This window comes from Hydrogenophaga sp. UC242_53 (assembly GCF_042696965.1).
GTDB lineage: Bacteria > Pseudomonadota > Gammaproteobacteria > Burkholderiales > Burkholderiaceae_C > Hydrogenophaga.
The window spans coordinates 2,389,751-2,411,033 of sequence record NZ_CP170552.1 but is presented as its reverse complement, the minus strand read 5'-3'; the positions used below and the strand labels follow the sequence as shown (position 1 = coordinate 2,411,033).

At 65.5% G+C, this 21,283-nt stretch carries 17 protein-coding genes and 2 pseudogenes; 11 read left to right on the top strand and 8 right to left on the bottom strand.

All coding sequences use genetic code 11. The features are described from left to right. Positions 1-4: 4 nt before the first annotated feature. Both moaA and ACFJI0_RS12065 read right to left on the bottom strand, forming a co-directional pair. Positions 5-1,120, bottom strand: coding sequence for a GTP 3',8-cyclase MoaA (moaA, locus tag ACFJI0_RS12070; protein ID WP_382325154.1), 1,116 nt, complete (start codon positions 1,118-1,120; stop codon positions 5-7). 93 nt (positions 1,121-1,213) lie between these two features. Beyond that, entirely contained in the window at positions 1,214-2,044 is an 831-nt protein-coding gene (locus ACFJI0_RS12065; RefSeq protein ID WP_382325152.1) for a metal-dependent hydrolase, read from the bottom strand. A 119-nt stretch (positions 2,045-2,163) separates the two neighbouring features. Between ACFJI0_RS12065 and ACFJI0_RS12060 the strand changes: the two genes are divergently transcribed. Next, positions 2,164-2,787, top strand: a complete 624-nt coding sequence (locus tag ACFJI0_RS12060; RefSeq protein ID WP_382325150.1) for a TetR/AcrR family transcriptional regulator — start codon at positions 2,164-2,166, stop codon at positions 2,785-2,787. 16 nt (positions 2,788-2,803) lie between these two features. On the opposite strand, the gene ACFJI0_RS12055 is transcribed toward ACFJI0_RS12060, so the two are convergent. Continuing rightward, a complete protein-coding gene (locus ACFJI0_RS12055; RefSeq protein ID WP_382325148.1) occupies positions 2,804-4,867 on the bottom strand; it encodes a sodium-translocating pyrophosphatase in 2,064 nt (687 codons plus the stop codon). Between the two features lie 302 nt (positions 4,868-5,169). Between ACFJI0_RS12055 and ppa the strand changes: the two genes are divergently transcribed. Next, the gene (gene ppa, locus ACFJI0_RS12050) at positions 5,170-5,709 is read left to right on the top strand and encodes an inorganic diphosphatase (RefSeq protein ID WP_382157451.1); all 540 of its coding nucleotides are present in this window, start codon (positions 5,170-5,172) and stop codon (positions 5,707-5,709) included. Positions 5,710-5,720: 11 nt separating this feature from the next. On the opposite strand, the gene ACFJI0_RS12045 is transcribed toward ppa, so the two are convergent. Beyond that, positions 5,721-6,890 carry a GNAT family N-acetyltransferase gene (locus ACFJI0_RS12045; RefSeq protein ID WP_382325146.1) on the bottom strand — a complete coding sequence of 390 codons (1,170 nt, stop codon included), beginning with the start codon at positions 6,888-6,890 and terminating at the stop codon, positions 5,721-5,723. Positions 6,891-6,946: 56 nt separating this feature from the next. Here ACFJI0_RS12045 and ACFJI0_RS12040 point away from each other — a divergent pair. Then, positions 6,947-8,627, top strand: a pseudogene (locus ACFJI0_RS12040) (NAD+ synthase). On the opposite strand, the gene ACFJI0_RS12035 reads toward ACFJI0_RS12040, so the two are convergent. Beyond that, the gene (locus tag ACFJI0_RS12035) at positions 8,624-9,646 is read right to left on the bottom strand and encodes an asparaginase (RefSeq protein WP_382325144.1); all 1,023 of its coding nucleotides are present in this window, start codon (positions 9,644-9,646) and stop codon (positions 8,624-8,626) included. The pseudogene ACFJI0_RS12040 and the gene ACFJI0_RS12035 overlap by 4 nt on opposite strands. 105 nt (positions 9,647-9,751) lie before the next feature. On the opposite strand from ACFJI0_RS12035, the gene ACFJI0_RS12030 reads away from it, so the two are divergent. Further along, positions 9,752-10,090: a P-II family nitrogen regulator gene (locus tag ACFJI0_RS12030; RefSeq protein WP_066265986.1), complete on the top strand. Its 339-nt coding sequence runs from the start codon at positions 9,752-9,754 to the stop codon at positions 10,088-10,090. A gap of 18 nt (positions 10,091-10,108) precedes the next feature. Here ACFJI0_RS12030 and ACFJI0_RS12025 read toward each other — a convergent pair whose 3' ends face one another. Genes ACFJI0_RS12025 through ACFJI0_RS12015 form a run of 3 tightly spaced genes read right to left on the bottom strand, consistent with a single transcriptional unit; the run spans position 10,109 to position 11,673 of the window. Further along, entirely contained in the window at positions 10,109-10,696 is a 588-nt protein-coding gene (locus ACFJI0_RS12025) for a TIGR00730 family Rossman fold protein (protein ID WP_382325142.1), read from the bottom strand. Positions 10,697-10,715: 19 nt separating this feature from the next. Continuing rightward, positions 10,716-11,105 carry a diacylglycerol kinase gene (locus tag ACFJI0_RS12020; RefSeq protein ID WP_382157461.1) on the bottom strand — a complete coding sequence of 130 codons (390 nt, stop codon included), beginning with the start codon at positions 11,103-11,105 and terminating at the stop codon, positions 10,716-10,718. Positions 11,106-11,118: 13 nt separating this feature from the next. Continuing rightward, positions 11,119-11,673 carry an RDD family protein gene (locus ACFJI0_RS12015; protein WP_382325140.1) on the bottom strand — a complete coding sequence of 185 codons (555 nt, stop codon included), beginning with the start codon at positions 11,671-11,673 and terminating at the stop codon, positions 11,119-11,121. A gap of 279 nt (positions 11,674-11,952) precedes the next feature. Between ACFJI0_RS12015 and ACFJI0_RS12010 the strand changes: the two genes are divergently transcribed. The 7 genes and pseudogenes from ACFJI0_RS12010 (at position 11,953) to ACFJI0_RS11980 (ending at position 21,262) form a co-directional block, all read left to right on the top strand. After that, complete coding sequence (locus ACFJI0_RS12010) at positions 11,953-13,728, top strand: acetolactate synthase 3 catalytic subunit (protein ID WP_291118916.1); 1,776 nt, start codon at positions 11,953-11,955, stop codon at positions 13,726-13,728. Positions 13,729-13,845: 117 nt separating this feature from the next. Then, the gene (gene ilvN / locus ACFJI0_RS12005) at positions 13,846-14,337 is read left to right on the top strand and encodes an acetolactate synthase small subunit (RefSeq protein WP_291118919.1); all 492 of its coding nucleotides are present in this window, start codon (positions 13,846-13,848) and stop codon (positions 14,335-14,337) included. A 142-nt stretch (positions 14,338-14,479) separates the two neighbouring features. Then, the gene (ilvC, locus tag ACFJI0_RS12000; RefSeq protein ID WP_291118923.1) at positions 14,480-15,496 is read left to right on the top strand and encodes a ketol-acid reductoisomerase; all 1,017 of its coding nucleotides are present in this window, start codon (positions 14,480-14,482) and stop codon (positions 15,494-15,496) included. A gap of 165 nt (positions 15,497-15,661) precedes the next feature. After that, positions 15,662-16,475: pseudogene (pssA, locus tag ACFJI0_RS11995) on the top strand (CDP-diacylglycerol--serine O-phosphatidyltransferase). Between the two features lie 173 nt (positions 16,476-16,648). Continuing rightward, complete coding sequence (leuA, locus tag ACFJI0_RS11990) at positions 16,649-18,337, top strand: 2-isopropylmalate synthase (protein WP_382325139.1); 1,689 nt, start codon at positions 16,649-16,651, stop codon at positions 18,335-18,337. Between the two features lie 44 nt (positions 18,338-18,381). Next, positions 18,382-19,923: a 2-isopropylmalate synthase gene (locus ACFJI0_RS11985; RefSeq protein WP_382157471.1), complete on the top strand. Its 1,542-nt coding sequence runs from the start codon at positions 18,382-18,384 to the stop codon at positions 19,921-19,923. 178 nt (positions 19,924-20,101) lie between these two features. Further along, positions 20,102-21,262: a serine hydrolase gene (locus ACFJI0_RS11980; RefSeq protein WP_382157473.1), complete on the top strand. Its 1,161-nt coding sequence runs from the start codon at positions 20,102-20,104 to the stop codon at positions 21,260-21,262. Positions 21,263-21,283: the final 21 nt, after the last annotated feature.

Genomic DNA, 21,283 nt, shown 5'->3' with positions numbered 1-21,283 from the left:
TTGCTTAACCGCCGATGTAGCTCATCTCGACGCGACGTGCGCCTGCACCGGCTTCGGGCGGAAGGCTGGCGCGCAGTTCGGAGTACCGGTCGCTGCGGCCTTGCCAGATCGCCGCGATCGCGCTGGCGAGCTGCTCGTCGGTGGCATCGCCGCGGATCAGGTGGCGCAGGTCGTGGCCCTGGCTGGCGAAGAGGCAGAGGTAGAGCTGGCCTTCGGTGGACAGACGGGCGCGGTTGCAGTCGCTGCAGAAGGCCTGCGTCACGCTGCTGATCACGCCGATCTCGCCCGAGCCGTCGGCATAGGCCCAGCGCTCGGCGGTTTCGCCGGGGGCCGATGCGCCGAGTTGCACCAGCGGCAGTTCGCGGTGGATGCGTTGCACCACCTCCGCGCTGGGCAGCACCTCGTCCATGCGCCAGCCGTTGGTGGCGCCCACGTCCATGTACTCGATGAAGCGCAGCACGATGCCCGTGCCCTTGAAGTGGCGCGCCATGGGCAGGATCTCGTGGTCGTTGGTGCCGCGCTTGACCACCATGTTGACCTTGATCGGGCCCAGTCCCGCGGCCTGCGCTGCGGCAATGCCGTCGAGCACATCGGCCACGGGGAAGTCCACGTCGTTCATGGCGCGGAAGATGGTGTCGTCCAGGCCGTCCAGGCTGACCGTGACACGTTGCAGGCCGGCGGCCTTGAGGGCGTGCGCCTTGCGCGCGAGCAGCGAGCCGTTGGTGGTCAGCGTGATGTCCAGCGGCTGGCCTTCCACCGTGCGCAGCGCGGCCAGCTGTTCGATCAGGATTTCGAGGTTCTTGCGCAGCAGCGGCTCGCCGCCGGTGAGGCGGATCTTCTGCACCCCGTGCGCGACGAACTGGCGCGCCACGCGCGTGATTTCCTCGAAGGTCAGCAGCGAGCTGTGCGGCAGGTAGGGGTAGTCCTTGTCGAAGATGTCCTTCGGCATGCAATAGCTGCAGCGGAAGTTGCAACGGTCGGTCACGCTGATGCGCAGATCGCGCAGCGGGCGGCCCAGCGCGTCGCCGAGCAGGCCGGTCGGGGCCGTGCCGACCTGAGGGACGCGCGCGGCCACGGAGACCAGGCGCTGGTCGATCAGGGGAATGACGCGTTCGGACATGGGCCGATTATGGGCGAGTGACCGCCGGACCGCACGGGAACACCCGGGGGTACCGGTGTTGCCGCGAGGGCATTTCCGCCTGAGCGGGCCGGGTCAGGCCGGCTCGGCGCGGCCCACCCGGGTGTATTGCGTGGCGTTGTCGCGCAGCCATTGGGCGGAGAGCTCGCTGGACTGCTGATCCGGGTGGAAGTCGCGGCGGAAGTAGGCGCGCCAGGGCTTGAAGGTCTGGCGCAGCAGGCCGTCGCGGCCAAGCATGTGGCGGGCGGCGCTGCGCCACGTGCTCCAGCGCCAGAGCGTGCCATCGCGCCTGAGGTTGTTCACCGTCTGGCGCAAGGTGTCGGTGAGAAAGACCAGCGTGATGCGGCGCATCCAGGTCGTGCGCCAGGTGTGGCTGCCGCCCAGTGCCTGGTACAGGTCGAAAGCGGTGCACTTGTGCTCGGCCTCTTCGGCGCTGTGCCAGAGCCAAAGGGTTTTCAATCGCGGCTCGCTGCCGTCCAGCAGTTGGGGGTGAGACAGCATCCACTCGGCGAAGAGGGCGGTGAAATGTTCGTTGGCGGCGGTGATGGCCAGGCCGTGGCGCGGGTCCGTGCCCTCCAGCAGTTGGAGGCGGTCACGTGCGCGGGGTTCCCAGTCGTTCACCAGGCCGTGTTTCTCGATCTGCGCGTTGAACAGCGCGTGGATGCGCCGGTGGGTGGCTTCCTGGCCCACGAAACCCTGGACTTCGGCTTGCAGCTCGGCTTGGCGCTCGGGCGGCAGGGCCTTGAAGCCGTTGCGCACCGAGTCGATGAAGAACTGCTCGCCGATGGGAAAGCTCATCGACAGCGCGTTGAACCACGCGGTCAGAAAGGCGTCGCCGCCGCACCAGTGGCGGGCCACGGGTTGTTCCAGATCGATCAGCAGGCGGCGGACAACGAGTTCGGTCATGGTGGGGCGTGGGTGGAAAAACGGATTGGTACCGTGTCGTACCAAGTCGTGATGGTGCGTGTTTCGATTCGCCCTGTCAAGCGGAGAAGAATGGGGTGCAGGCCCTAAGATGCCCGTCCATGAAGCCGAAAAACACCCGCAGCGCCGACGCCACCGTGCCGAACGAACACCGTGGTCGCCTGCTGCAAGCCATCGCCACGGTCGCTGCGGCCCAGGGTCTGGCGGCCACGTCGATCGCGGCCGTGGTGGCCGAGGCGGGGGTGTCCAAACGCACGTTCTACGAGCATTTCGCGGACAAGGACGCCTGCTTTCTCGAGCTGTACCGGGCGGCCAGCGCCTCCGCGCTGCGCACCCTGCGCGAGGCCGTGCAGCCCGAACGCCCCTGGCAGGACCAGGTCGAACATGCCTTGGGTGCGTACCTGGCGCACCTGGCCAGCGGGCCGCAGCTGATCCGCATGCTGTTCGTGGAAATCCACCATCTCGGGCCAGCCGGTGCCCTGGTGCGCCGCGAGGTGATGCAGCACCTGGCCGACTTCATGCTCGAGACCATCAACGCCGAGCGTGAGGTGCTCACGCCCACCATGGCGGTGGCGGCCGTGGGCGGCATCCAGGAGCTGGTGCTGCAAGCGATCGAGCGGGGCGAGGCGGCCCAGCTCGATCGCCTCACCCCCAGTGCCAGCGCGGTGGTCCGCCTACTGGCGGGGGCGGCCCAGAAAAAAGGCCCGCCGAAGCGGGCCCTTTGAACCTTCGAGAACGGGATCAGGCCGCCAGCGGCAGCAGCGGCACGATCAGCAGCGCCACGATGTTGATGATCTTGATCAGCGGGTTGACGGCAGGGCCTGCCGTGTCCTTGTAGGGGTCGCCCACGGTGTCGCCGGTCACGGCGGCCTTGTGCGCCTCGCTGCCCTTGCCGCCATGGTGGCCGTCTTCGATGTACTTCTTGGCGTTGTCCCAGGCCCCACCGCCGGTGCACATGGAGATGGCCACGAACAGGCCGGTGACGATGGTGCCCATCAGCAGGCCGCCCAGCGCTTTCGGGCCCAGGAACACGCCCACCAGGATGGGGACCACCACCGGCAGCAGCGAGGGGATCACCATCTCCTTGATGGCCGCCGTGGTCAACATGTCGACCGCCTTGCCGTACTCGGGCTTGGCCGTGCCTTCCATGATGCCGGGGATCTCCTTGAACTGCCGGCGCACCTCCACAACCACCGAACCGGCGGCACGGCCCACGGCCTCCATCGCCATGGCACCGAAGAGGTAGGGGATCATGCCGCCGATGAACAGGCCGATGATCACCATCGGGTCGCTCAGGTCGAACTTGATCTGGTGGCCGTAGGTTTCCAGCTTGTGGGTGTAGTCGGCGAAAAGCACCAGCGCGGCCAGGCCGGCGGAGCCGATGGCGTAGCCCTTGGTCACGGCCTTGGTGGTGTTGCCCACCGCGTCCAGCGGGTCGGTGATGTCGCGCACGCTGCTGGGCAGCTCGGCCATTTCGGCGATGCCGCCGGCGTTGTCGGTGATGGGACCGTACGCGTCCAGCGCGACCACGATGCCGGCCATGCTCAGCATGGCGGTGGCGGCGATGGCGATGCCGTACAGGCCCGCCAGCGTGTAGGAGGCCACGATGCCGACGCAGACGAACAGCACCGGCCAGGCGGTGGAGCGCATGGACACGCCCAGGCCGGCAATGATGTTGGTGCCGTGGCCGGTGGTCGAGGCTTGCGCGATGTGCTTGACCGGCGAGTACTGCGTGCCGGTGTAGAACTCGGTGATCCAGACCAGCGCGGCGGTCAGCACCAGGCCCACGGCGCAGGCACCGAAGAGGCGCAGCTGGCTGCCTGTGGCGGTGATGGCGTTGTCCGGCATGATCCAGGCGGTGACGAACCAGAAGGCGATCAGCGAGAGCACGCCTGCGATCGCCAGGCCCTTGTACAGCGCGGGCATCACGTTCTTCATGCCCGGGCTGGCCTTCACGAAGAAGCAGCCGACGATGGACGCCAGGATGGATACGCCACCGAGCACCAGCGGATAGAGCACGGCCTGCATGGGCGCGGCCGCGACCATGAGGGCGCCCAGCACCATGGTGGCGATCAGCGTGACCGCGTAGGTCTCGAACAGGTCGGCTGCCATGCCGGCGCAGTCGCCCACGTTGTCGCCCACGTTGTCGGCGATCACCGCCGGGTTGCGCGGGTCGTCTTCCGGAATGCCAGCCTCGACCTTGCCCACCAGATCGGCGCCCACGTCGGCACCTTTGGTGAAGATGCCGCCGCCCAGGCGCGCGAAGATGGAGATCAGCGAGGAGCCGAAGGCAAAGCCGATCAGCGGGTTCAGCAGCTTGGCCAGATCGGCCGCTGGCGTGAGGTTGCCGTTGCCGACCAGGAACCAGAAGAAGCCGGACACGCCCAGCAGGCCCAGGCCCACGACCAGCATGCCGGTGATGGCGCCGCCGCGGAAGGCCACGTCCAGCGCCGGGCCGATGCCCTTGGTGGCCGCTTGCGCGGTGCGCACGTTGGCGCGCACCGAGATGTTCATGCCGATGAAGCCGCAGGCGCCCGAGAGCACGGCACCGAGCACGAAGCCGATGGCGGTGGGGCCGTCGAGGAAGACGCCGATGAGGATCGCCAGCACCACCCCGACGATGCCGATCGTCTTGTACTGCCGCGCGAGGTAGGCCGCGGCGCCGGTCTGAATGGCCCCGGCGATTTCCTGCATGCGGGCGTTGCCCGCGTCCTGAGAAAGAATCCAGCTGCGGGACCAGAAGCCGTAGATGACGGCCACCAGCCCGCAGACCAACGCAAAGATCAGCGCAGATTGTCCAACCATGAGAATTACTCCTGCTTGTTTCGACTTGGAGGGGGCAACGCCTCCGGGGCTGCCCCCGCTGCGTTGCTTCCTCGCTGCCGGTTTGCGCTGCGTTGCACAGCGTTGAAACAGGGCGATTGGCGAACCCCTTGAATTTAGCGGGGAAATGCCACTTCGCCGCTCCTTGTGGCCAGGTTTGTCAGCCTGGAGTCGGTAAAATCAGGGTAAATCCTAGGCGCGCCGGGCCGAATCCGGGCGCGCCTTTGTTCGCCGGCAGGCCTGCCGGACCGAAAAGCCCCTTTTCAAACCACGACCTTATCAACATGTCCCTTGACAACGTCACCCCAGGCAAAAACGTTCCCGAATCGTTCAACGTGATCATCGAGATCCCGATGAACGCCGACCCGATCAAGTACGAGGTGGACAAGGAAACCGGCGCGATCTTCGTGGACCGCTTCATGAGCACGGCCATGCACTACCCGACCAACTACGGTTATGTGCCGCAGACGATCTCTGGCGATGGCGACCCGGTCGACGTGCTCGTGATCACGCCCGTGCCCCTCATTCCCGGTGTGGTCGTGCCCTGCCGCGCGATCGGCATCCTGAAGATGCAGGACGAGGCCGGCGAAGACGGCAAGGTGCTGGCCGTGCCGACCGACAAGATCCTGTCGATCTACACCCAGTGGCAGAAGCCCGAAGACCTGAACCCGATGCGCCTGAACACCATCCAGCACTTCTTCGAGCACTACAAGGACCTGGAGCCCGGCAAGTGGGTGAAGGTGATCGGCTGGGAAGGCAAGGACGCCGCCCACCAGGAAATCCTGGACGGTATCGCGAACTACAACAAGGCCAAGCAGGCCTGATCAACCCAGGCTCAAGGCGCTGCCTTGAGCGGATTTCGCAGGGCCAGGTGATCGAGGTACTCCCCGATCCCCTGGCCTTCGCGTTCCAGGAAGCGTTCCACCGCGTCCGCGAACGCGGGATGTGCCAGCCAGTGGGCGCTGGTCGTCTTCACCGGCAGCAGGGCGCGCGCCATCTTGTGTTCGCCCTGGGCGCCCCCTTCAAAACGGACGAAGCCGTGTGACATGCACCAGGCCAATGGCTGGTAGTAGCAGGCCTCGAAGTGCAGGCAGTCCACGCGCTCCAGTGCACCCCAGTAGCGCCCGTAGGCCACGCGGGTGTGGTCGTCGATGCCGATCAGGCTGCAGGCCATGGGCCGGCCTTCGCGTTCGGCGATGAACAGCAGCCAGTGTTGCGGCATGGTGGTCGCCATGCGGCGGAAAAAATCCCGGCTCAGGTAGGGCGCGTTGCCGTGCTCGAGGTAGGTGCGCTCGTAGCAGCGGTAGAAGAAGTCCCAGTCGGCCTCCGAAATGTCGGCGCCGCGCGACCAGCGGAAGCGCACGCCCGCATCGGCCACCTTGCGCCGCTCCTGCCGGATTTTCTTGCGTTTTTCCTGCTGCAGGCTGGCCAGGAAATGTTCGAAATCGTCAAAGGGCTGGCCCCTCGCATCCTGATTGCTCCAATGGAACTGGACGGTGTGCCTGAGCATCAGGCCGGCGGCATGGCACGCGTCGATGTCGTGGGGTTGCGCGAAGAGCAGGTGCAGCGACGACAGCTGTTCCTCTCGGGTGTGCGCGATCAAGGCCTCTACCAGCGCCGCGCGCGAGGCCGGGTCGCGGGCCAGCAGGCGCGCGCCCGGCACCGGGGTGAACGGCACGGCCACCAGTGCCTTGGGGTAGTAGTCCAGCCCATGCTGAGCGTATGCATTGGCCCAGGCCCAGTCGAACACGTACTCGCCGTAGGAGTGGCTCTTCAGGTACATCGGGCAGGCCGCGTGCAGCACATCGCCGCGCCACAGCGTCACGAACTGGGCTTGCCAGCCGGTGGCCTCTCGCGCGCTGCCGCTTTCGTGCAGCGCCGACAGGTACTCATGGCGCATGAAGGGGCTGGGGTCGGGCTCGTTGTCCAGCAACGCGTTCCAGGCGCCGGCATCGATCGCCTGCGGCGAGGCAAAGACCCGGGTGACATAATCGATTTCAGACAAACACGGCTCCCGCCCACCGCGTTTTCGCGGTCTCTCCAGCAAGGTTTCCAGACCCCATGACTCTCTCCATTTGCGTGGCCCAGCTCAACTTCGTGGTGGGCGACATGGTGGGCAACGCCCGGAAAATCGTCGACGCCGCCACCCAGGCCCATGCCCGTGGCGCGCGCCTGCTGCTCACGCCCGAGTTGGCCCTCTGCGGTTACGCGGCCGAGGACCTTTTCCTGCGGCCGGCGTTCATCGATGCGTGTGATGATGCCCTCAAAGTCATCGCGGCCGGGACGACCCACCTCAAAGGCCTGCACATCGTGGTGGGACATCCGGCGCGGGCGCCTGGGGCCACGATCGAACGGCGCGAACGCAGCGTGGCCGTGGCTTACCTGCACAACGCGGCGAGCGTGTTGCGCGAGGGCCTGGTGACCCACACCTACGCCAAGCGCGAGCTGCCCAACTACCAGGTGTTCGATGAGCGCCGCTACTTCGTGCCGGGCCACGCGCCCTGCGTGATCGAGGTGGAAGGCGTGCGCGTGGGCCTGCTGATCTGTGAAGACGCCTGGTTCGACGCCCCTGCCGCCGACGCCCGGGCCGCCGGCGCCGACCTGCTGGCCGTCATCAATGCTTCGCCGTTCCATGCCGGCAAGGGCGGCGAGCGCGAAGCCACCATGCGCGAGCGGGTGCGCTCCACCGGTCTGCCGCTGGTCTACGCGCACCTGGTGGGCGGACAGGACGAGATCGTCTTCGAGGGGCGCAGCTTCGTGCTCGGTGCCGACGGCGCCCTGGCTGGTCGCGCGGTGAGCTTCGAGGAGACGCTGTTCGATGTGGCCTTCACGCGGGATGGAGCTGGCTGGCAGATCACCGCCGAGACCGACCGCGCCCACAGCCCGGAGGCCGACCTGTGGCATGCGCTGGTGCTGGGCGTGCGCGACTACCTGGGCAAGAACGGATTCCCAGGCGCCATCCTGGGCCTGTCGGGCGGCATCGACTCGGCGCTGGTGCTGGCCATCGCGGTCGACGCGCTGGGCAAGGACCGTGTGCGCACGGTGATGATGCCGTCGCCGTACACGGCCGACATTTCCTGGATCGATGCGCGCGACATGGCTGCGCGCATGGGCGTGCGCTACGACGAGATCGCCATTGCGCCCCAGTTCGAAGCCTTCAAGGCCAGCCTGGCCAGCGAGTTCGCCGGCCTGTCCGAAGACACGACGGAAGAGAACCTGCAGGCGCGCATCCGCGGCACCCTGCTCATGGCCTTGTCCAACAAGTTCGGCAGCATCGTGCTGACCACCGGCAACAAGAGCGAGATCGCCACGGGCTATTGCACGCTGTATGGCGACATGGCCGGCGGTTTTGCCGTCATCAAGGACGCTGCGCAAAACCATGGTCTTCAAGCTGGCCCGCTGGCGCAACGCGCACGATCCCTACGGCACGGGTGCGAACCCGATCCCGGAACGCATCATCACGCGCCCACCCAGCGCCGAGCTGCGACCCGATCAGAAGGACCAGGACAGCCTGCCGGAATACCCGGTCCTGGACGCGATCATCGAGCGCTACATGGAGAACGACCAGAGCCCCGAGAGCATCGTGGCCGCCGGCTTCGAGCGGGCCGACGTGGACAAGGTGGTGCGCCTGATCCGCATCAACGAATACAAGCGCCGCCAGGCACCCGTGGGCATCCGCGTGACCCACCGCAGCTTCGGCAAGGACTGGCGCTACCCGATCACCAGCAAGTACCGCGCTTAAACGCTGCGCAGCGCCAGCACCGCGCGCATCTCACCCACCTCGATGCCCGCCGCGTTCTTCAATGGCGGGGGAATCAGGCTGGCGAGGGCGGCCCGGCTGGATTCGTCGAGCCAGCCGAGTTGTTCCAGGGCCGACACGAAGGCCACCATCAACGGGGCCAACTGACCATCGCCGACTTTGGCGGCGATGCCGATGCCGCGGCTGAAACTCGCCAAGGCCTGAACGCCGTCGGCGCCGACCTTGCTCACCCAGTCGCCGCGGCCTGCCTGCATCAGGGCCAGGTCGTTGCGGCCTTGCCCGCTCACGCGTTCGGGGTGGCGGCTCATGGCGCGGGCGATGCGCTGTGGTGCCTGGCGATAGATCGGGTCGGGCTCGGCCAGCGTCAGGCGGGCAAACGCGTGCGCCAGCGAGCGCAAGGGCAGGGCGTAGTTGGGCGCGCTGCAGCCATCGGTGCCGCGCACCAGTTGGTCGACGGGCACGCCGGAAAAATGGCTCACGCTGGCCGCAATCTGCTGTTGCACCGGGTGGTCGATGTCAAGGTAGTTGCCGGACGAGGCGCCGAGCGCGTGGGCGAGCAACAGCATGCCGGTGTGCTTGCCCGAGCAGTTGTGGTGCAGCCGGGTGAAGCGCGCGCCCGGTGCCGGCGTGGCGCCCGTGGCCCCGAAGAAGAAGGGCACGTGGGTGCCGCAGGCCAGCGCCGATTCGTCTGCGCCCAGCTTGCCCAGCAGCGCGGCGACACCGTCGACGTGCAGGGATTCGCCGCTGTGGCTGGCGCAGAGCAGCGCAATGTCGGTGTCGCTCAGCCGGTAGCGCTCCGCGGCCTGGGCGATCAAGGGCATGGCCTGGAATGGCTTGAGCGAAGAGCGCGTGAACATCGGGGACGCCACGTCGCCCACGGCCGCCAGCAGCCTGCCCTGCGCATCCACCACCGCCATGGAGCCGTGGTGGACGTTCTCGGGATGGCCTCCCCGGTAGGCCACGGTGAGGGGAACGTGTCGGGGCAGGGCGTGTGCGGACATGGTGGCGCGAGAAGGGTTGAGCCCGCAGTGTACGAACGTTGCGCGATGCGTTGGGCATAATGAAATGCAGACAAGCTTTTCCCGCAACGCCCCCGGAGCCTCCGAATGAAACAAATCACCGCCGTCATCAAACCGTTCAAGCTCGAGGAAGTGCGCGAGGCCCTGGCCGAGCAGGGCGTGACCGGCTTGACCGTGACCGAGGTGAAAGGATTTGGCCGGCAGAAGGGCCACACCGAGCTCTACCGCGGTGCCGAGTACGTGGTGGACTTCCTGCCCAAGGTCAAGGTGGAAGTCGTGGTCAAGACCGACGACGTCGATCGCTGTGTGGACGCGATCATCCGCGCCGCCCGCACCGGCAAGATCGGTGACGGCAAGATCTTCGTGACCTCGGTCGAGCGCGTGGTGCGCATCCGCACCGGCGAAGAGGACGAAACCGCGGTCTGAGACCCGGTTCCGCGAGGCTCAGATGGCCTCGATGCGCGGCTCGGGCGCCAGCCCGGCGGACTGCACCAGTTCAGGCAGCAGGCTGGCCGGATCGCGGCCCACGCGGATCAGGTCCATCTGCCAGGCGTTCATGAACTGCTGCTCGACGCCGGTGCGCAAAAAGGTTTCCAGGCCGTCGTAGTAGCCACCCACGTTGAGCAGGCCCACGGGCTTGTCGTGGTAACCCAGCTGGCGCCAGGTCCAGACCTCGAAGAACTCCTCGAAGGTACCGATGCCACCCGGCAGAGCCACGAAGGCATCGGCGCGTTCGGCCATCATGCGCTTGCGCTCGTGCATGGTGTCCACCACGTGCAGCTCGGTGCAGCCGTGGTGCGCCCATTCCTTTTCCACCAGGGCCTTCGGGATGATGCCCACCACGCGGCCCCCGGCGGCGAGCGTGGCTTCGGCGACCACGCCCATCAGGCCGTTGCGGCCACCCCCGTAGACGAGTTGGCCGCCCCGGCTGCCGATCCATTCGCCCACGGCGCGGGCGGTGTCGGTGAAGGCTGGGTGCGCGCCGGGGCGCGAGCCGCAGTAGACGCAGAGGGAGAAGGTGGGAGAAGTCATGAGGGTGAGGAAAAAATGGTCAGGCCCAGCGGGTCCACAGGGCGGCGATCCAGATGCCGGCGCACAGCAGCAGGCTCAGCAGCACCGCCGCGCTGCCCATGTCCTTGGCGCGTTTGGACAGGTCGTGCCATTCGGGACCGATGCGGTCAATGGCGGTTTCGATGCCGGTGTTGAGGAGTTCGACCACCATCACCAGCAACACCGAGGCGGCGAGCAGGGCCGTCTCGACCCAGTTTCGGCCGAGCCAGAACGCTGCGGGAATCATCACCAGGGCGGCCAGGGCTTCCTGGCGAAAAGCCGTTTCGCCCCAGCCGGCGCGCAGGCCGGCCAGGGAATAGCGGAACGCATGAGCCATGCGCGTGAGGCCGGTGCGGCGCTTCTGGGCGTCAACGGGTTCTTGGTTGTTCATTGGAGACTGGTTTTCAGCGCTTGGCACGTGGCGGTGTTGGGGGCGGGGCCTGGCGCACGAGGCGGGTGCCGGCGAGCGCATCGTGCAGAAACTGGCGCTGCGGATGGAAGCGCGAGAGCAGGGCCCAGACGACGATCCAGCCGCACAGCAGCACCGCCAACTCGCCCCCAGGCAAGCCCATGAGGCCAGAGACCGCCAGCGGTGGCAGCAACCACAGCCAGGACAACAGGTAGCGCAGCAGGGCGCGAGCCTGGGTGAGCGCGCGCCCATGGCGGTCCACGACGCGGATGTGCCAGGTCTTCATGGCCAGCGTCTGGCCCTTGGCCCAGAACCAGGCGAAGTAGATGCCGAACACCACGAACAGGAAAGCCTGCTGGGCATGCCGGTTGTCCAGAGCGTGCCGGGTTTGGGTGAGCGTGGAAAACAGGTAACCGGCGAGGAACACGACGCCGAACATCAGCATGCCCTCATACAGCCAGCAGGCCATGCGGCGGCGCAGCGAGGGCGCCATCAGGTTGGGTTCGGCGCTGGAAGGGGGCGTGGTCGAGGCAGGCGGGGAAGCGGGCATGAGGCAGGCGGCGGGCGCGAAGGCGGCAAGGAAGACGGGAATTGTCGCATTGCGGCACATGCGGGCGCCTTTTTGGGGTAGCTTCCGACGCCCCGGCTGGAAAAACCTTGTTGCGGTGCGATAATGCCGGCTGCAATTCAAAACAAGGCAAACGGATCAGGGTCCGGCGGGGTATGTGCCCGCTCATGGCCATTGGTCTCAAGTCTCGAAACCGCTCCACAAGAGTGAGTCAAGAGGCACCCAAGGTTTTTCGTCAGAGAAATTCTCGAAAGGTTCATCATGGAAATCAGCAAGGCCGAACTGGCCTCGGCTGCCGCCGCCAAAGGCGCAGCCCCTCAAGACCTCCGCGGCGCAGAAATCCTCATCAAGGCCCTCCAGGCCGAAGGTGTGAAGTACGTCTGGGGCTACCCCGGCGGTGCTGTGCTGCACATCTACGACGCTTTCTACAAGCAGAACACGATCCAGCATGTGCTGGTGCGCCATGAGCAGGCCGCCGTGCACGCGGCCGACGGCTACGCGCGCGCCACCGGTGACGTGGGCGTGGCCCTGGTCACCTCCGGGCCGGGCGTGACCAATGCCATCACGGGCATCGCCACGGCCTACATGGACAGCATTCCCATGGTCATCGTGACCGGTCAGGTGCCCACCGCTGCGATCGGCCTGGACGCCTTCCAGGAGTGCGACACCGTGGGCATCACCCGCCCCATCGTCAAGCACAACTTCCTGGTCAAGGACGCGCGCGACATGGCGATGGTCATGAAGAAGGCCTTCCACATCGCCCGCAGCGGCCGGCCCGGCCCGGTGGTGGTGGACATCCCGAAGGACGTGTCCTTCAACAAGGTGCCCTACAACGGCTACCCCGACTCGGTGGAGATGCGTTCCTACAACCCGGTGCGCAAGGGCCATGGCGGCCAGATCCGCAAGGCGCTGCAACTGCTGATGACGGCCAAGCGGCCCTACATCTACACCGGTGGCGGCGTGCTGCTGGGCAACGCCACCAACGAGCTGCGCACGCTGGTGGACATGCTGGGCTACCCGGTCACCAACACGCTGATGGGCCTGGGCGCCTACCCGGCTTCCGACCGCAAGTTCCTGGGCATGCTGGGCATGCACGGCACGATCGAGGCCAACAACGCCATGCAGAACTGCGACGTGCTGCTGGCCGTGGGGGCACGTTTCGACGACCGCGTGATCGGCAACCCCAAGCACTTCGCGCAGAACGAACGCAAGATCATCCACATCGACATCGACCCGTCGAGCATCTCCAAGCGCGTCAAGGTCGACATTCCCATCGTGGGCGACGTCAAGGACGTGCTGACCGAGCTGATCAGTATGGTGCGCGAGAGCACCGCGCGGCCCGATGACAAGGCCCTGGCCGAGTGGTGGAAGACCATCGAGGCTTGGCGTTCGCGCGACTGCCTGAAGTACGACCGTGGCAACAAGGACGTGATCAAGCCGCAGTACGTGCTGGAAACGCTGTGGAACATGACCAAGGATGCCGACACCTACATCACGTCGGACGTGGGGCAGCACCAGATGTGGGCGGCCCAGTACTATCGCTTCGACGAGCCGCGCCGCTGGATCAACTCCGGTGGCCTGGGCACCATGGGTGTGGGCATTCCCTATGCCATGGGCATCAAGCTGGCCAAGCCCGACAGCGAGGTGTTCTGCGTGACGGGTGAAGGCTCGGTGCAGATGTGCATCCAGGAGCTGTCCACCTGCCTGCAGTACAACACGCCCATCAAGGTCGTGGCCTTGAACAACCGCTACCTGGGCATGGTCCGGCAGTGGCAGGAGATCGACTATGAAGGTCGCTACAGCCACAGCTACATGGACGCGTTGCCGAACTTCGTCAAGCTTGCCGAGGCCTATGGCCACGTGGGCATGCTGATCGAGCGTCCCGAGGACGTCGAACCGGCGTTGCGCGAAGCGCGCAAGCTCAAGGACCGCACGGTCTTCATGGACTTCCGCACCGACCCCACCGAGAACGTGTTCCCGATGGTTCAGGCCGGCAAGGGCATCACCGAGATGCTGCTGGGTTCCGAAGACCTGTAATCCCCGAAGCGAGGCGGCGAAAAGCCTTCGCCGCTTCATCCCCTCAGACGAATCTATTGTCCGCCAAGCCTGCGCATTACCGTGCGCAGGGGAGGGCGGCGAAAAGAGGAATCGCACATGAAACACATCATCGCTGTCCTGCTGGAAAACGAACCCGGCGCCCTCTCGCGCGTGGTGGGCCTGTTCTCGGCCCGTGGCTACAACATCGAATCGCTCACGGTGGCGCCCACCGAGGACCCCAGCCTCTCGCGCATGACGATCCAGACCACAGGGTCGGACGACGTCATCGAGCAAATCACCAAGCACCTGAACCGCCTCATCGAGGTCGTCAAGGTGGTCGACCTCACCGAGGGGGCCTACACCGAGCGCGAGCTCATGATGGTGAAGGTCCGCGCGGTGGGCAAGGAGCGCGAGGAAATGAAGCGCATGGCCGACATCTTCCGCGGCCGCATCATCGATGTGACCGAGAAGAGCTACACCATCGAACTCACCGGCGACCAGGGCAAGAACGACGCCTTCCTGGAGGCGATCGATCGCTCGTCCATTCTGGAGACCGTGCGCACGGGCGCCAGCGGCATCGGCCGGGGTGAGAGAATCCTGCGCGTCTGACTGTTTCGGGGCTCAGCCATTTGCCCGTTCGCGCTGAGCCTGTCGAAGCCCGGGCCCGCCTTTGTGGCGGGCCGGGGTACCGAGAGCCCTTCGACAGGCTCGCGAAGAACGGCACAACCCATCAAATCCATTGGAGCAAAGCATGAAAGTTTTCTACGACAAAGACTGTGACCTGTCCCTGATCAAGGGCAAGACCGTGGCCATCATCGGCTACGGCAGCCAGGGCCACGCACACGCACAGAACCTCAACGACAGCGGCGTGAAGGTCGTGGTTGGCCTGCGCAAGGGCGGTGCTTCCTGGGACAAGGTCGGCAAGGCCGGCCTGAACGTCCTGGAAGTGAACGAGGCGGTCAAGGCCGCCGACGTGGTCATGATCCTTCTGCCCGACGAGCAGATCGGCGAGGTCTACAAGAACAACGTCGAACCCAACATCAAGCAAGGCGGCTCGCTGGCCTTCGCCCACGGTTTCAACGTGCACTACAACCAGGTCGTGCCCCGCGCGGATCTGGACGTGTGGATGGTGGCGCCAAAGGCCCCCGGCCACACCGTGCGCAACACCTACACCCAGGGTGGCGGCGTGCCTCACCTCGTGGCTGTGCACCAGGACAAGAGCGGCAAGGCGCGTGATCTGGCGCTGAGCTACGCCATGGCCAACGGTGGCGGCAAGGCCGGCATCATCGAGACCAACTTCAAGGAAGAGACCGAGACCGACCTGTTCGGTGAACAGGCCGTGCTGTGCGGCGGTGCCGTCGAGCTGATCAAGATGGGCTACGAAACCCTGGTCGAAGCCGGCTACGCGCCCGAGATGGCCTACTTCGAATGCCTGCACGAGCTCAAGCTCATCGTGGACCTGATCTACGAAGGCGGCATCGCCAACATGAACTACTCGATCTCGAACAACGCCGAATATGGCGAGTACGTGACCGGTCCGGAAGTGATCAACGAGCAGTCGCGCGTGGCGATGCGCAACGCGCTCAAGCGCATCCAGAACGGCGACTACGCCAAGATGTTCATTCAGGAAGGCCGCCTGAACTACCCGTCGATGACGGCTCGCCGCCGCAACACCGCCGACCACAGCATCGAAGTGGTGGGTGCCCAGCTGCGCGCCATGATGCCCTGGATCGCCAAGAACAAGCTGGTGGACCAGACCCGCAACTGATCGTCCAGCCGCGCCGCCTGCCGGCGCGCATCGACCGCAAAGGCCACTTCGGTGGCCTTTGTCGTCTTTTCCTACAGACACACTGCTTTACACTGGGGCATTCTGTGCAGGAGGTCTGCTCCAGGAACCGAGGGTTTCTGGGCGCAGCGACGCACGGAGGCCCGAATGCACGACGGAACCGAAACCACTATGACGCCAAGCGACGAACGCCCCAGGCGCCCCAAGGGCATCTACATGGTGCCCAACATGATCACGCTTGCGGCCCTGTTCGGCGGCTTCTACTCGGTCGTCATCGCCATGAACGGCCGCTACGATCTGGCCGACCGTGGGCATCTTCGTGGCGATGGTGCTGGACAGCCTGGATGGCCGCGTCGCGCGCCTCACGAACACGCAGAGCGCGTTCGGTGAGCAGATGGACTCGCTGTCCGACATGGTGTCCTTTGGTGCGGCCCCGGCGCTCATCGCCTACGAATGGACCTTGCGCGACATCGGCCGCTGGGGCTGGATCGCGGCCTTCGTGTACTGCGCGTGTGCGGCCTTGAGGCTGGCGCGTTTCAACGTCAACACCGCCGTGGTCGACAAGCGCTATTTCCAGGGCCTGCCGTCTCCCGCAGCCGCCGCGTTGGTGGCGGGGTTCATCTGGCTCATGACCGAGTTGGAGATTCCCGCGCAGGACGTGACCTGGCCCATGTTCGTCATCACGCTCTACACGGGCCTGACCATGGTGACCAACGTGCCTTTCTACAGCTTCAAGGACCTGAGCCTGAAGAAGAGCGTGCCGTTCGCGGCCATCGTGCTGGTGGCCCTGGGCATCGCGGTCATCAACATCCACCCACCGACCGTGCTGTTCGCGCTCTTCGTCGTGTACGGGCTGTCCGGGTATGCGGTGTACTTCTGGCGCAAGGCCAAGGGCCGACCGACCAGCGTGATCAGCACCTCCACCGACGAGCCCGACGAGCGCGGCCTGCACGACGATTGAGCTTTGTGATACAGTTTGAGCCATGATTTTTCGCGCTTTCGCCCTACTACTGGATGTCCGACACGGGCAGGCTTGGTAGCGCACGCGCATTCCATTCAAAACGGCCCGTTTGCACCTGCAGCGGGCCGTTTGTGTTTTGGGGCTGCGGGTTTCAGTAACATCGAAAGAGCACCATGTTGAAACACCCTGCCAGCAAGTACCCTGCCTTCAAGCCGATCGGTCTCAAGGACCGCACCTGGCCCGACGCCGTCCTCACCCAGGCCCCCATCTGGCTGAGCACCGACCTGCGCGACGGCAACCAGGCCCTGATCGAGCCCATGGATGTGGAGCGCAAGCTGCGCATGTTCGAGTTGCTGGTGAAGATCGGCTTCAAGGAGATCGAGGTCGGATTCCCATCGGCTTCGCAGACCGAATTCGATTTCCTGCGTCGCCTGATTGACGAGCGCCTCATTCCCGAGGACGTCACCATCCAGGTGCTGACCCAGGCGCGCGAACCGCTGATCCGGCGCACCTTCGAGGCCTTGCAGGGCGCGCCGCGCGCCATCGTGCATCTCTACAACGCCGTGGCCCCCGTCATGCGGCGCGTGGTGCTTGGCATGAACGAAGACGAGATCGTCGAACTGGCCACCTCACAGGCCCGCCTTTTCAGCGAGCTCGCCGCCTTGCAGCCTGCCACTCAGTGGACTTTCCAGTACTCGCCCGAAATGTTCTCCGGCACCGAGCTCGCCTTCTCCAAGCGCGTGGTGGATGCCGTCACCGAGGTCTGGCAGCCGACGGCCGAACACAAGTGCATCATCAACCTGCCGTCCACGGTGGAGCACAGCACGCCCAACATCTTTGCCGACATGATCGAGTGGATGCACCGCCATCTCGCGCGGCGCGATGCGATCGTGCTGTCCGTGCATCCGCACAACGACCGCGGCACCGGAACGGCTGCGGGTGAGTTCGCCTTGATGGCGGGCGCCGATCGCATCGAAGGCTGTCTGTTCGGCAACGGCGAGCGCACTGGCAACCTCGATCTGGTCAACGTGGCGCTCAACCTCTACACACAAGGTGTCTCGCCCGGCCTGGACTTCTCCGACATCGACGAGATCCGACGCACCGTCGAGCACTGCAACCAGTTGCCGGTGCACCCACGCCATCCTTACGTAGGCGATCTGGTCTACACCTCGTTCTCCGGCTCTCACCAGGACGCGATCCGCAAGGCATTTGCCGCGCGCCGGGAAGACGACGCCTGGAACATCCCCTACCTGCCTGTGGACCCCAAGGATCTGGGGCGCAGCTATGAGGCTGTGATCCGCGTCAACAGCCAGTCAGGCAAAGGCGGCATCGCCTACCTGCTGGAAAACGAATACGGCCTGGAATTGCCGCGCCGCTTGCAGATCGAGTTCAGCCAGGTGGTGCAGGAGGTCATGGATGCCAACGGCAAGGAGCTGGCCGCCGCCGACCTGTGGGACATCTTCGAGCGCGAGTACGGCCTGTCCCAGGCCCGCGCGCCGCTGCAGCCCGTGATGGAGGACATCTCGGGCCAGAGCGTGCGCGTGGCGGCCCAGGTGGAGATCGGCGGTGAGCCGGTGGTGGTGGACGGGCAGGGCAACGGCCCCATCGACGCCTTCGTCAACGGCCTCAACGCAGCGATCGACCGCCAGGTGCGGGTGCTTGACTACCACGAGCACGCCATCGGCTCGGGCGCGCAGGCGCGCGCAGTGGCCTATGTGGAGATGCGCATCGACGAGACGCGCACGGTGTTCGGGGTGGGCATCGACGCCAACATTGTCTCTGCGTCCTTCAAGGCCATCCTGTCCGGCCTGCACCGGGTGACGAGGCCCCACACCAGCGAATCCGAAGCCCAGGCGGTCTGATCCCGACCTGGGTGGATAAAAACAACTTTGAATGGAGTTTCCCCATGAGCGACAAACTGATCATTTTCGACACCACCCTGCGCGACGGTGAGCAATCGCCCGGTGCGTCCATGACCAAGGACGAGAAGCTGCGCATTGCGCGCCAGCTGGAGCGCCTGAAGGTGGATGTGATCGAGGCCGGCTTTGCGGCCAGCTCGAACGGGGACTTCGACTGCGTGCAGGCCATCGCCAACACCATCAAGGAGTCCACGGTGTGCTCGCTGGCGCGGGCCAACGACCGGGACATCGCGCGGGCTGCGGAAGCCCTCAAGGGCGCTCAGCGCGCGCGCATCCACACCTTCATCGCAACCAGTGCCCTGCACATGGAGAAGAAGCTGCGCATGACGCCCGAGCAGGTGCTGGAGCAGGCAGTGCAATCGGTGCGCTTCGCCCGCAACCTGGTGGACGACATCGAGTTCAGCCCGGAAGACGGCTACCGCAGCGACGTTGATTTCCTCTGCCGCGTGCTGGAGGCCGTGATCAAGGAAGGCGCGACGACGCTGAACATCCCGGACACGGTGGGCTACGCGATCCCGGAGCTCTACGGCGATTTCATCCGCACGCTGCGCGAGCGCGTGCCCAACTCCGACAAGGCCATCTGGTCAGTGCATTGCCACAACGACCTCGGCATGGCCGTGGCGAACTCGCTGGCCGGCGTGAAGATCGGTGGCGCGCGCCAGGTGGAGTGCACCATCAACGGCCTGGGCGAGCGCGCGGGCAACTGCTCGCTGGAAGAGATCGTGATGGCGGTGCGCACACGGCGCGACTACTTCGGCCTGGACGTGGGCGTGGACGCCACGCAGATCGTGCCGGCCAGCCGCATGGTGAGCCAGACCACCGGGTTCGTGGTGCAGCCCAACAAGGCGGTGGTGGGTGCCAACGCGTTTGCCCATGCCAGCGGGATTCACCAGGACGGCGTTCTCAAGGCGCGCGACACCTATGAAATCATGCGCGCGGAGGACGTGGGCTGGAGTGCCAACAAGATCGTGCTGGGCAAGCTCAGCGGCCGCAATGCGTTCAAGCAGCGCTTGCAGGATCTGGGCATCGAGATGGAGTCCGAGAGCGAGATCAACACCGCGTTTGCGGCGTTCAAGGAACTGGCCGACCGCAAGAGCGAGATCTTCGACGAGGACATCCTGGCCCTGTGCAGCGACGAAAGCGTGACCGCCGAGAAGGAGCAGTACGGCCTGGTCTCGCTGAAGCAGCGCAGCGAGACCGGCGAGCGCCCGCACGCCAGCGTGGTGTTCACCGTGGACGGCAAGGAAATTCAGGGCGAGAGCGACGGCAACGGCCCCGTGGACGCGTCCCTGAAAGCGATCGAGAACCACGTGAAGAGCGGCGCCGAGTTGCTGCTGTATTCGGTCAACGCCATCACCAGCGGTTCCACCGAGAGCCAGGGTGAGGTGACGGTGCGCCTTCAACACGGTGGCCGCGTCGTCAACGGCGTGGGTGCCGACCCAGACATCGTCGTGGCCTCGGCCAAGGCGTACCTGAGTGCCTTGAACAAACTGCACAGCAAATCGGACCGGGTCGCCGCGCAGGGATAAAACCCCAATGAAATCAAAGGCTTGATGAATTGTGTTTCGTGAGACGCAGAAAAGACACCAAAAGTAGCACTTGTTCTACCGATCACTGAAGACAGTTTCCCAAGCTTTTGATATTGCTAGTTTTTTTCCGAATGCCTATACTTCACCCCTGCGCAGTTCCTGTTGCTGGAGTGGAGTCATGGTCATCGGCGTCGATCGTTTTCGCAAAATTTTGCTGGTTGCGGCTGTTGCCGGTTGGGTAGCGCTTTCCTTCGCGCCCTTGCAAGCCCAGGCCGCCAGCAACGCGAAAACCGCCAAGAAGACGGTGACGGCCAAGGCCACTCCCAAGCGCACGGTCGCGACCTCCAAGAAGGCCCAACCCAAGGTGGCGCAGGCCCCGGCACGCAAGACCGTTCGCGTGGCCAGCAAGCCCCAGGGCCGTGTGAAGGTTCAGATGGCGGCGGGCAAGACGACCTCGCTGCACAAGGTGGCCGTTCAACGCAAACCCGCAGCCACCCAGGCGGTGATGCGCGCGGCCGTGGCGCCCCGTCTTTCCGAAGGCTCGCGCCTGGGCCTGCGTTCGATGGACGATCCGCTCGAACTCAATTCCAGCGTGGCCCTGGTGATCGATCAGGAAACCAACGAAGTGCTGTTCAGCAAGAACGACGCGGCCGTGCTGCCGATCGCCTCGCTGACCAAGCTCATGACCGGCCTGGTGGTGGCAGACGCCCACCTGAACATGCAGGAAATGATCACCATCACGCAGGACGACGTGGACACCTACAAGGGCAGCAGTTCGCGCCTGGCCGTGGGCACCACGCTCAGCCGTGGCGAGCTGATGCACCTGGCGCTGATGTCCAGCGAAAACCGGGCCGCCCATGCACTCGGTCGCACCTACCCGGGCGGTCTTGCCGAGTTCGTGCGCCTGATGAACAAGAAGGCGCTGGAACTGGGCATGGCGGACACCCGTTACGTCGAGCCCACCGGCCTGTCCAGCTCCAACCAGTCGAGCGCGCGCGATCTCGCGACCCTGGTGTCCGTGGCCTACCAGCGCCCCATCCTGCGCGATTTGTCCACGTCGCCCAGTTACGAGGTCGACCTCGGTCGTCGCACGCTGCACTACAACAACTCGAATGGCCTGATCAAGAACCCGTCGTGGGACATCGGCCTTCAGAAGACGGGCTACATCTCCGAAGCCGGCCGTTGCCTCGTCATGCAGGCCAAGGTGGCGGGCCGCCAGTTGATCATGGTGTTTCTGGACGCCACGGGCAAAGTGGGGCGCATGCAGGACGCCGAACGCGTGCGGCGCTGGGTCGAAGTGCAGACCGATGCGCGCGTGATGCCTCGCCCTCAAGGCTGACCCTTTCCCAGCCCCCATGAA

What these genes read in the sequence shown, in the direction of transcription:
- moaA (WP_382325154.1), bottom strand. Translation starts at nt 1,120, where the DNA reads ATGTCCGAACGCGTCATTCCCCTGATCGACCAGCGCCTGGTCTCCGTG.
- ACFJI0_RS12065 (WP_382325152.1), bottom strand. Translation starts at nt 2,044, where the DNA reads ATGACCGAACTCGTTGTCCGCCGCCTGCTGATCGATCTGGAACAACCC.
- ACFJI0_RS12060 (WP_382325150.1), top strand. Translation starts at nt 2,164, where the DNA reads ATGAAGCCGAAAAACACCCGCAGCGCCGACGCCACCGTGCCGAACGAA.
- ACFJI0_RS12055 (WP_382325148.1), bottom strand. Translation starts at nt 4,867, where the DNA reads ATGGTTGGACAATCTGCGCTGATCTTTGCGTTGGTCTGCGGGCTGGTG.
- ppa (WP_382157451.1), top strand. Translation starts at nt 5,170, where the DNA reads ATGTCCCTTGACAACGTCACCCCAGGCAAAAACGTTCCCGAATCGTTC.
- ACFJI0_RS12035 (WP_382325144.1), bottom strand. Translation starts at nt 9,646, where the DNA reads ATGTCCGCACACGCCCTGCCCCGACACGTTCCCCTCACCGTGGCCTAC.
- ACFJI0_RS12030 (WP_066265986.1), top strand. Translation starts at nt 9,752, where the DNA reads ATGAAACAAATCACCGCCGTCATCAAACCGTTCAAGCTCGAGGAAGTG.
- ACFJI0_RS12025 (WP_382325142.1), bottom strand. Translation starts at nt 10,696, where the DNA reads ATGACTTCTCCCACCTTCTCCCTCTGCGTCTACTGCGGCTCGCGCCCC.
- ACFJI0_RS12020 (WP_382157461.1), bottom strand. Translation starts at nt 11,105, where the DNA reads ATGAACAACCAAGAACCCGTTGACGCCCAGAAGCGCCGCACCGGCCTC.
- ACFJI0_RS12015 (WP_382325140.1), bottom strand. Translation starts at nt 11,673, where the DNA reads ATGCCCGCTTCCCCGCCTGCCTCGACCACGCCCCCTTCCAGCGCCGAA.
- ACFJI0_RS12010 (WP_291118916.1), top strand. Translation starts at nt 11,953, where the DNA reads ATGGAAATCAGCAAGGCCGAACTGGCCTCGGCTGCCGCCGCCAAAGGC.
- ilvN (WP_291118919.1), top strand. Translation starts at nt 13,846, where the DNA reads ATGAAACACATCATCGCTGTCCTGCTGGAAAACGAACCCGGCGCCCTC.
- ilvC (WP_291118923.1), top strand. Translation starts at nt 14,480, where the DNA reads ATGAAAGTTTTCTACGACAAAGACTGTGACCTGTCCCTGATCAAGGGC.
- leuA (WP_382325139.1), top strand. Translation starts at nt 16,649, where the DNA reads ATGTTGAAACACCCTGCCAGCAAGTACCCTGCCTTCAAGCCGATCGGT.
- ACFJI0_RS11985 (WP_382157471.1), top strand. Translation starts at nt 18,382, where the DNA reads ATGAGCGACAAACTGATCATTTTCGACACCACCCTGCGCGACGGTGAG.
- ACFJI0_RS11980 (WP_382157473.1), top strand. Translation starts at nt 20,102, where the DNA reads ATGGTCATCGGCGTCGATCGTTTTCGCAAAATTTTGCTGGTTGCGGCT.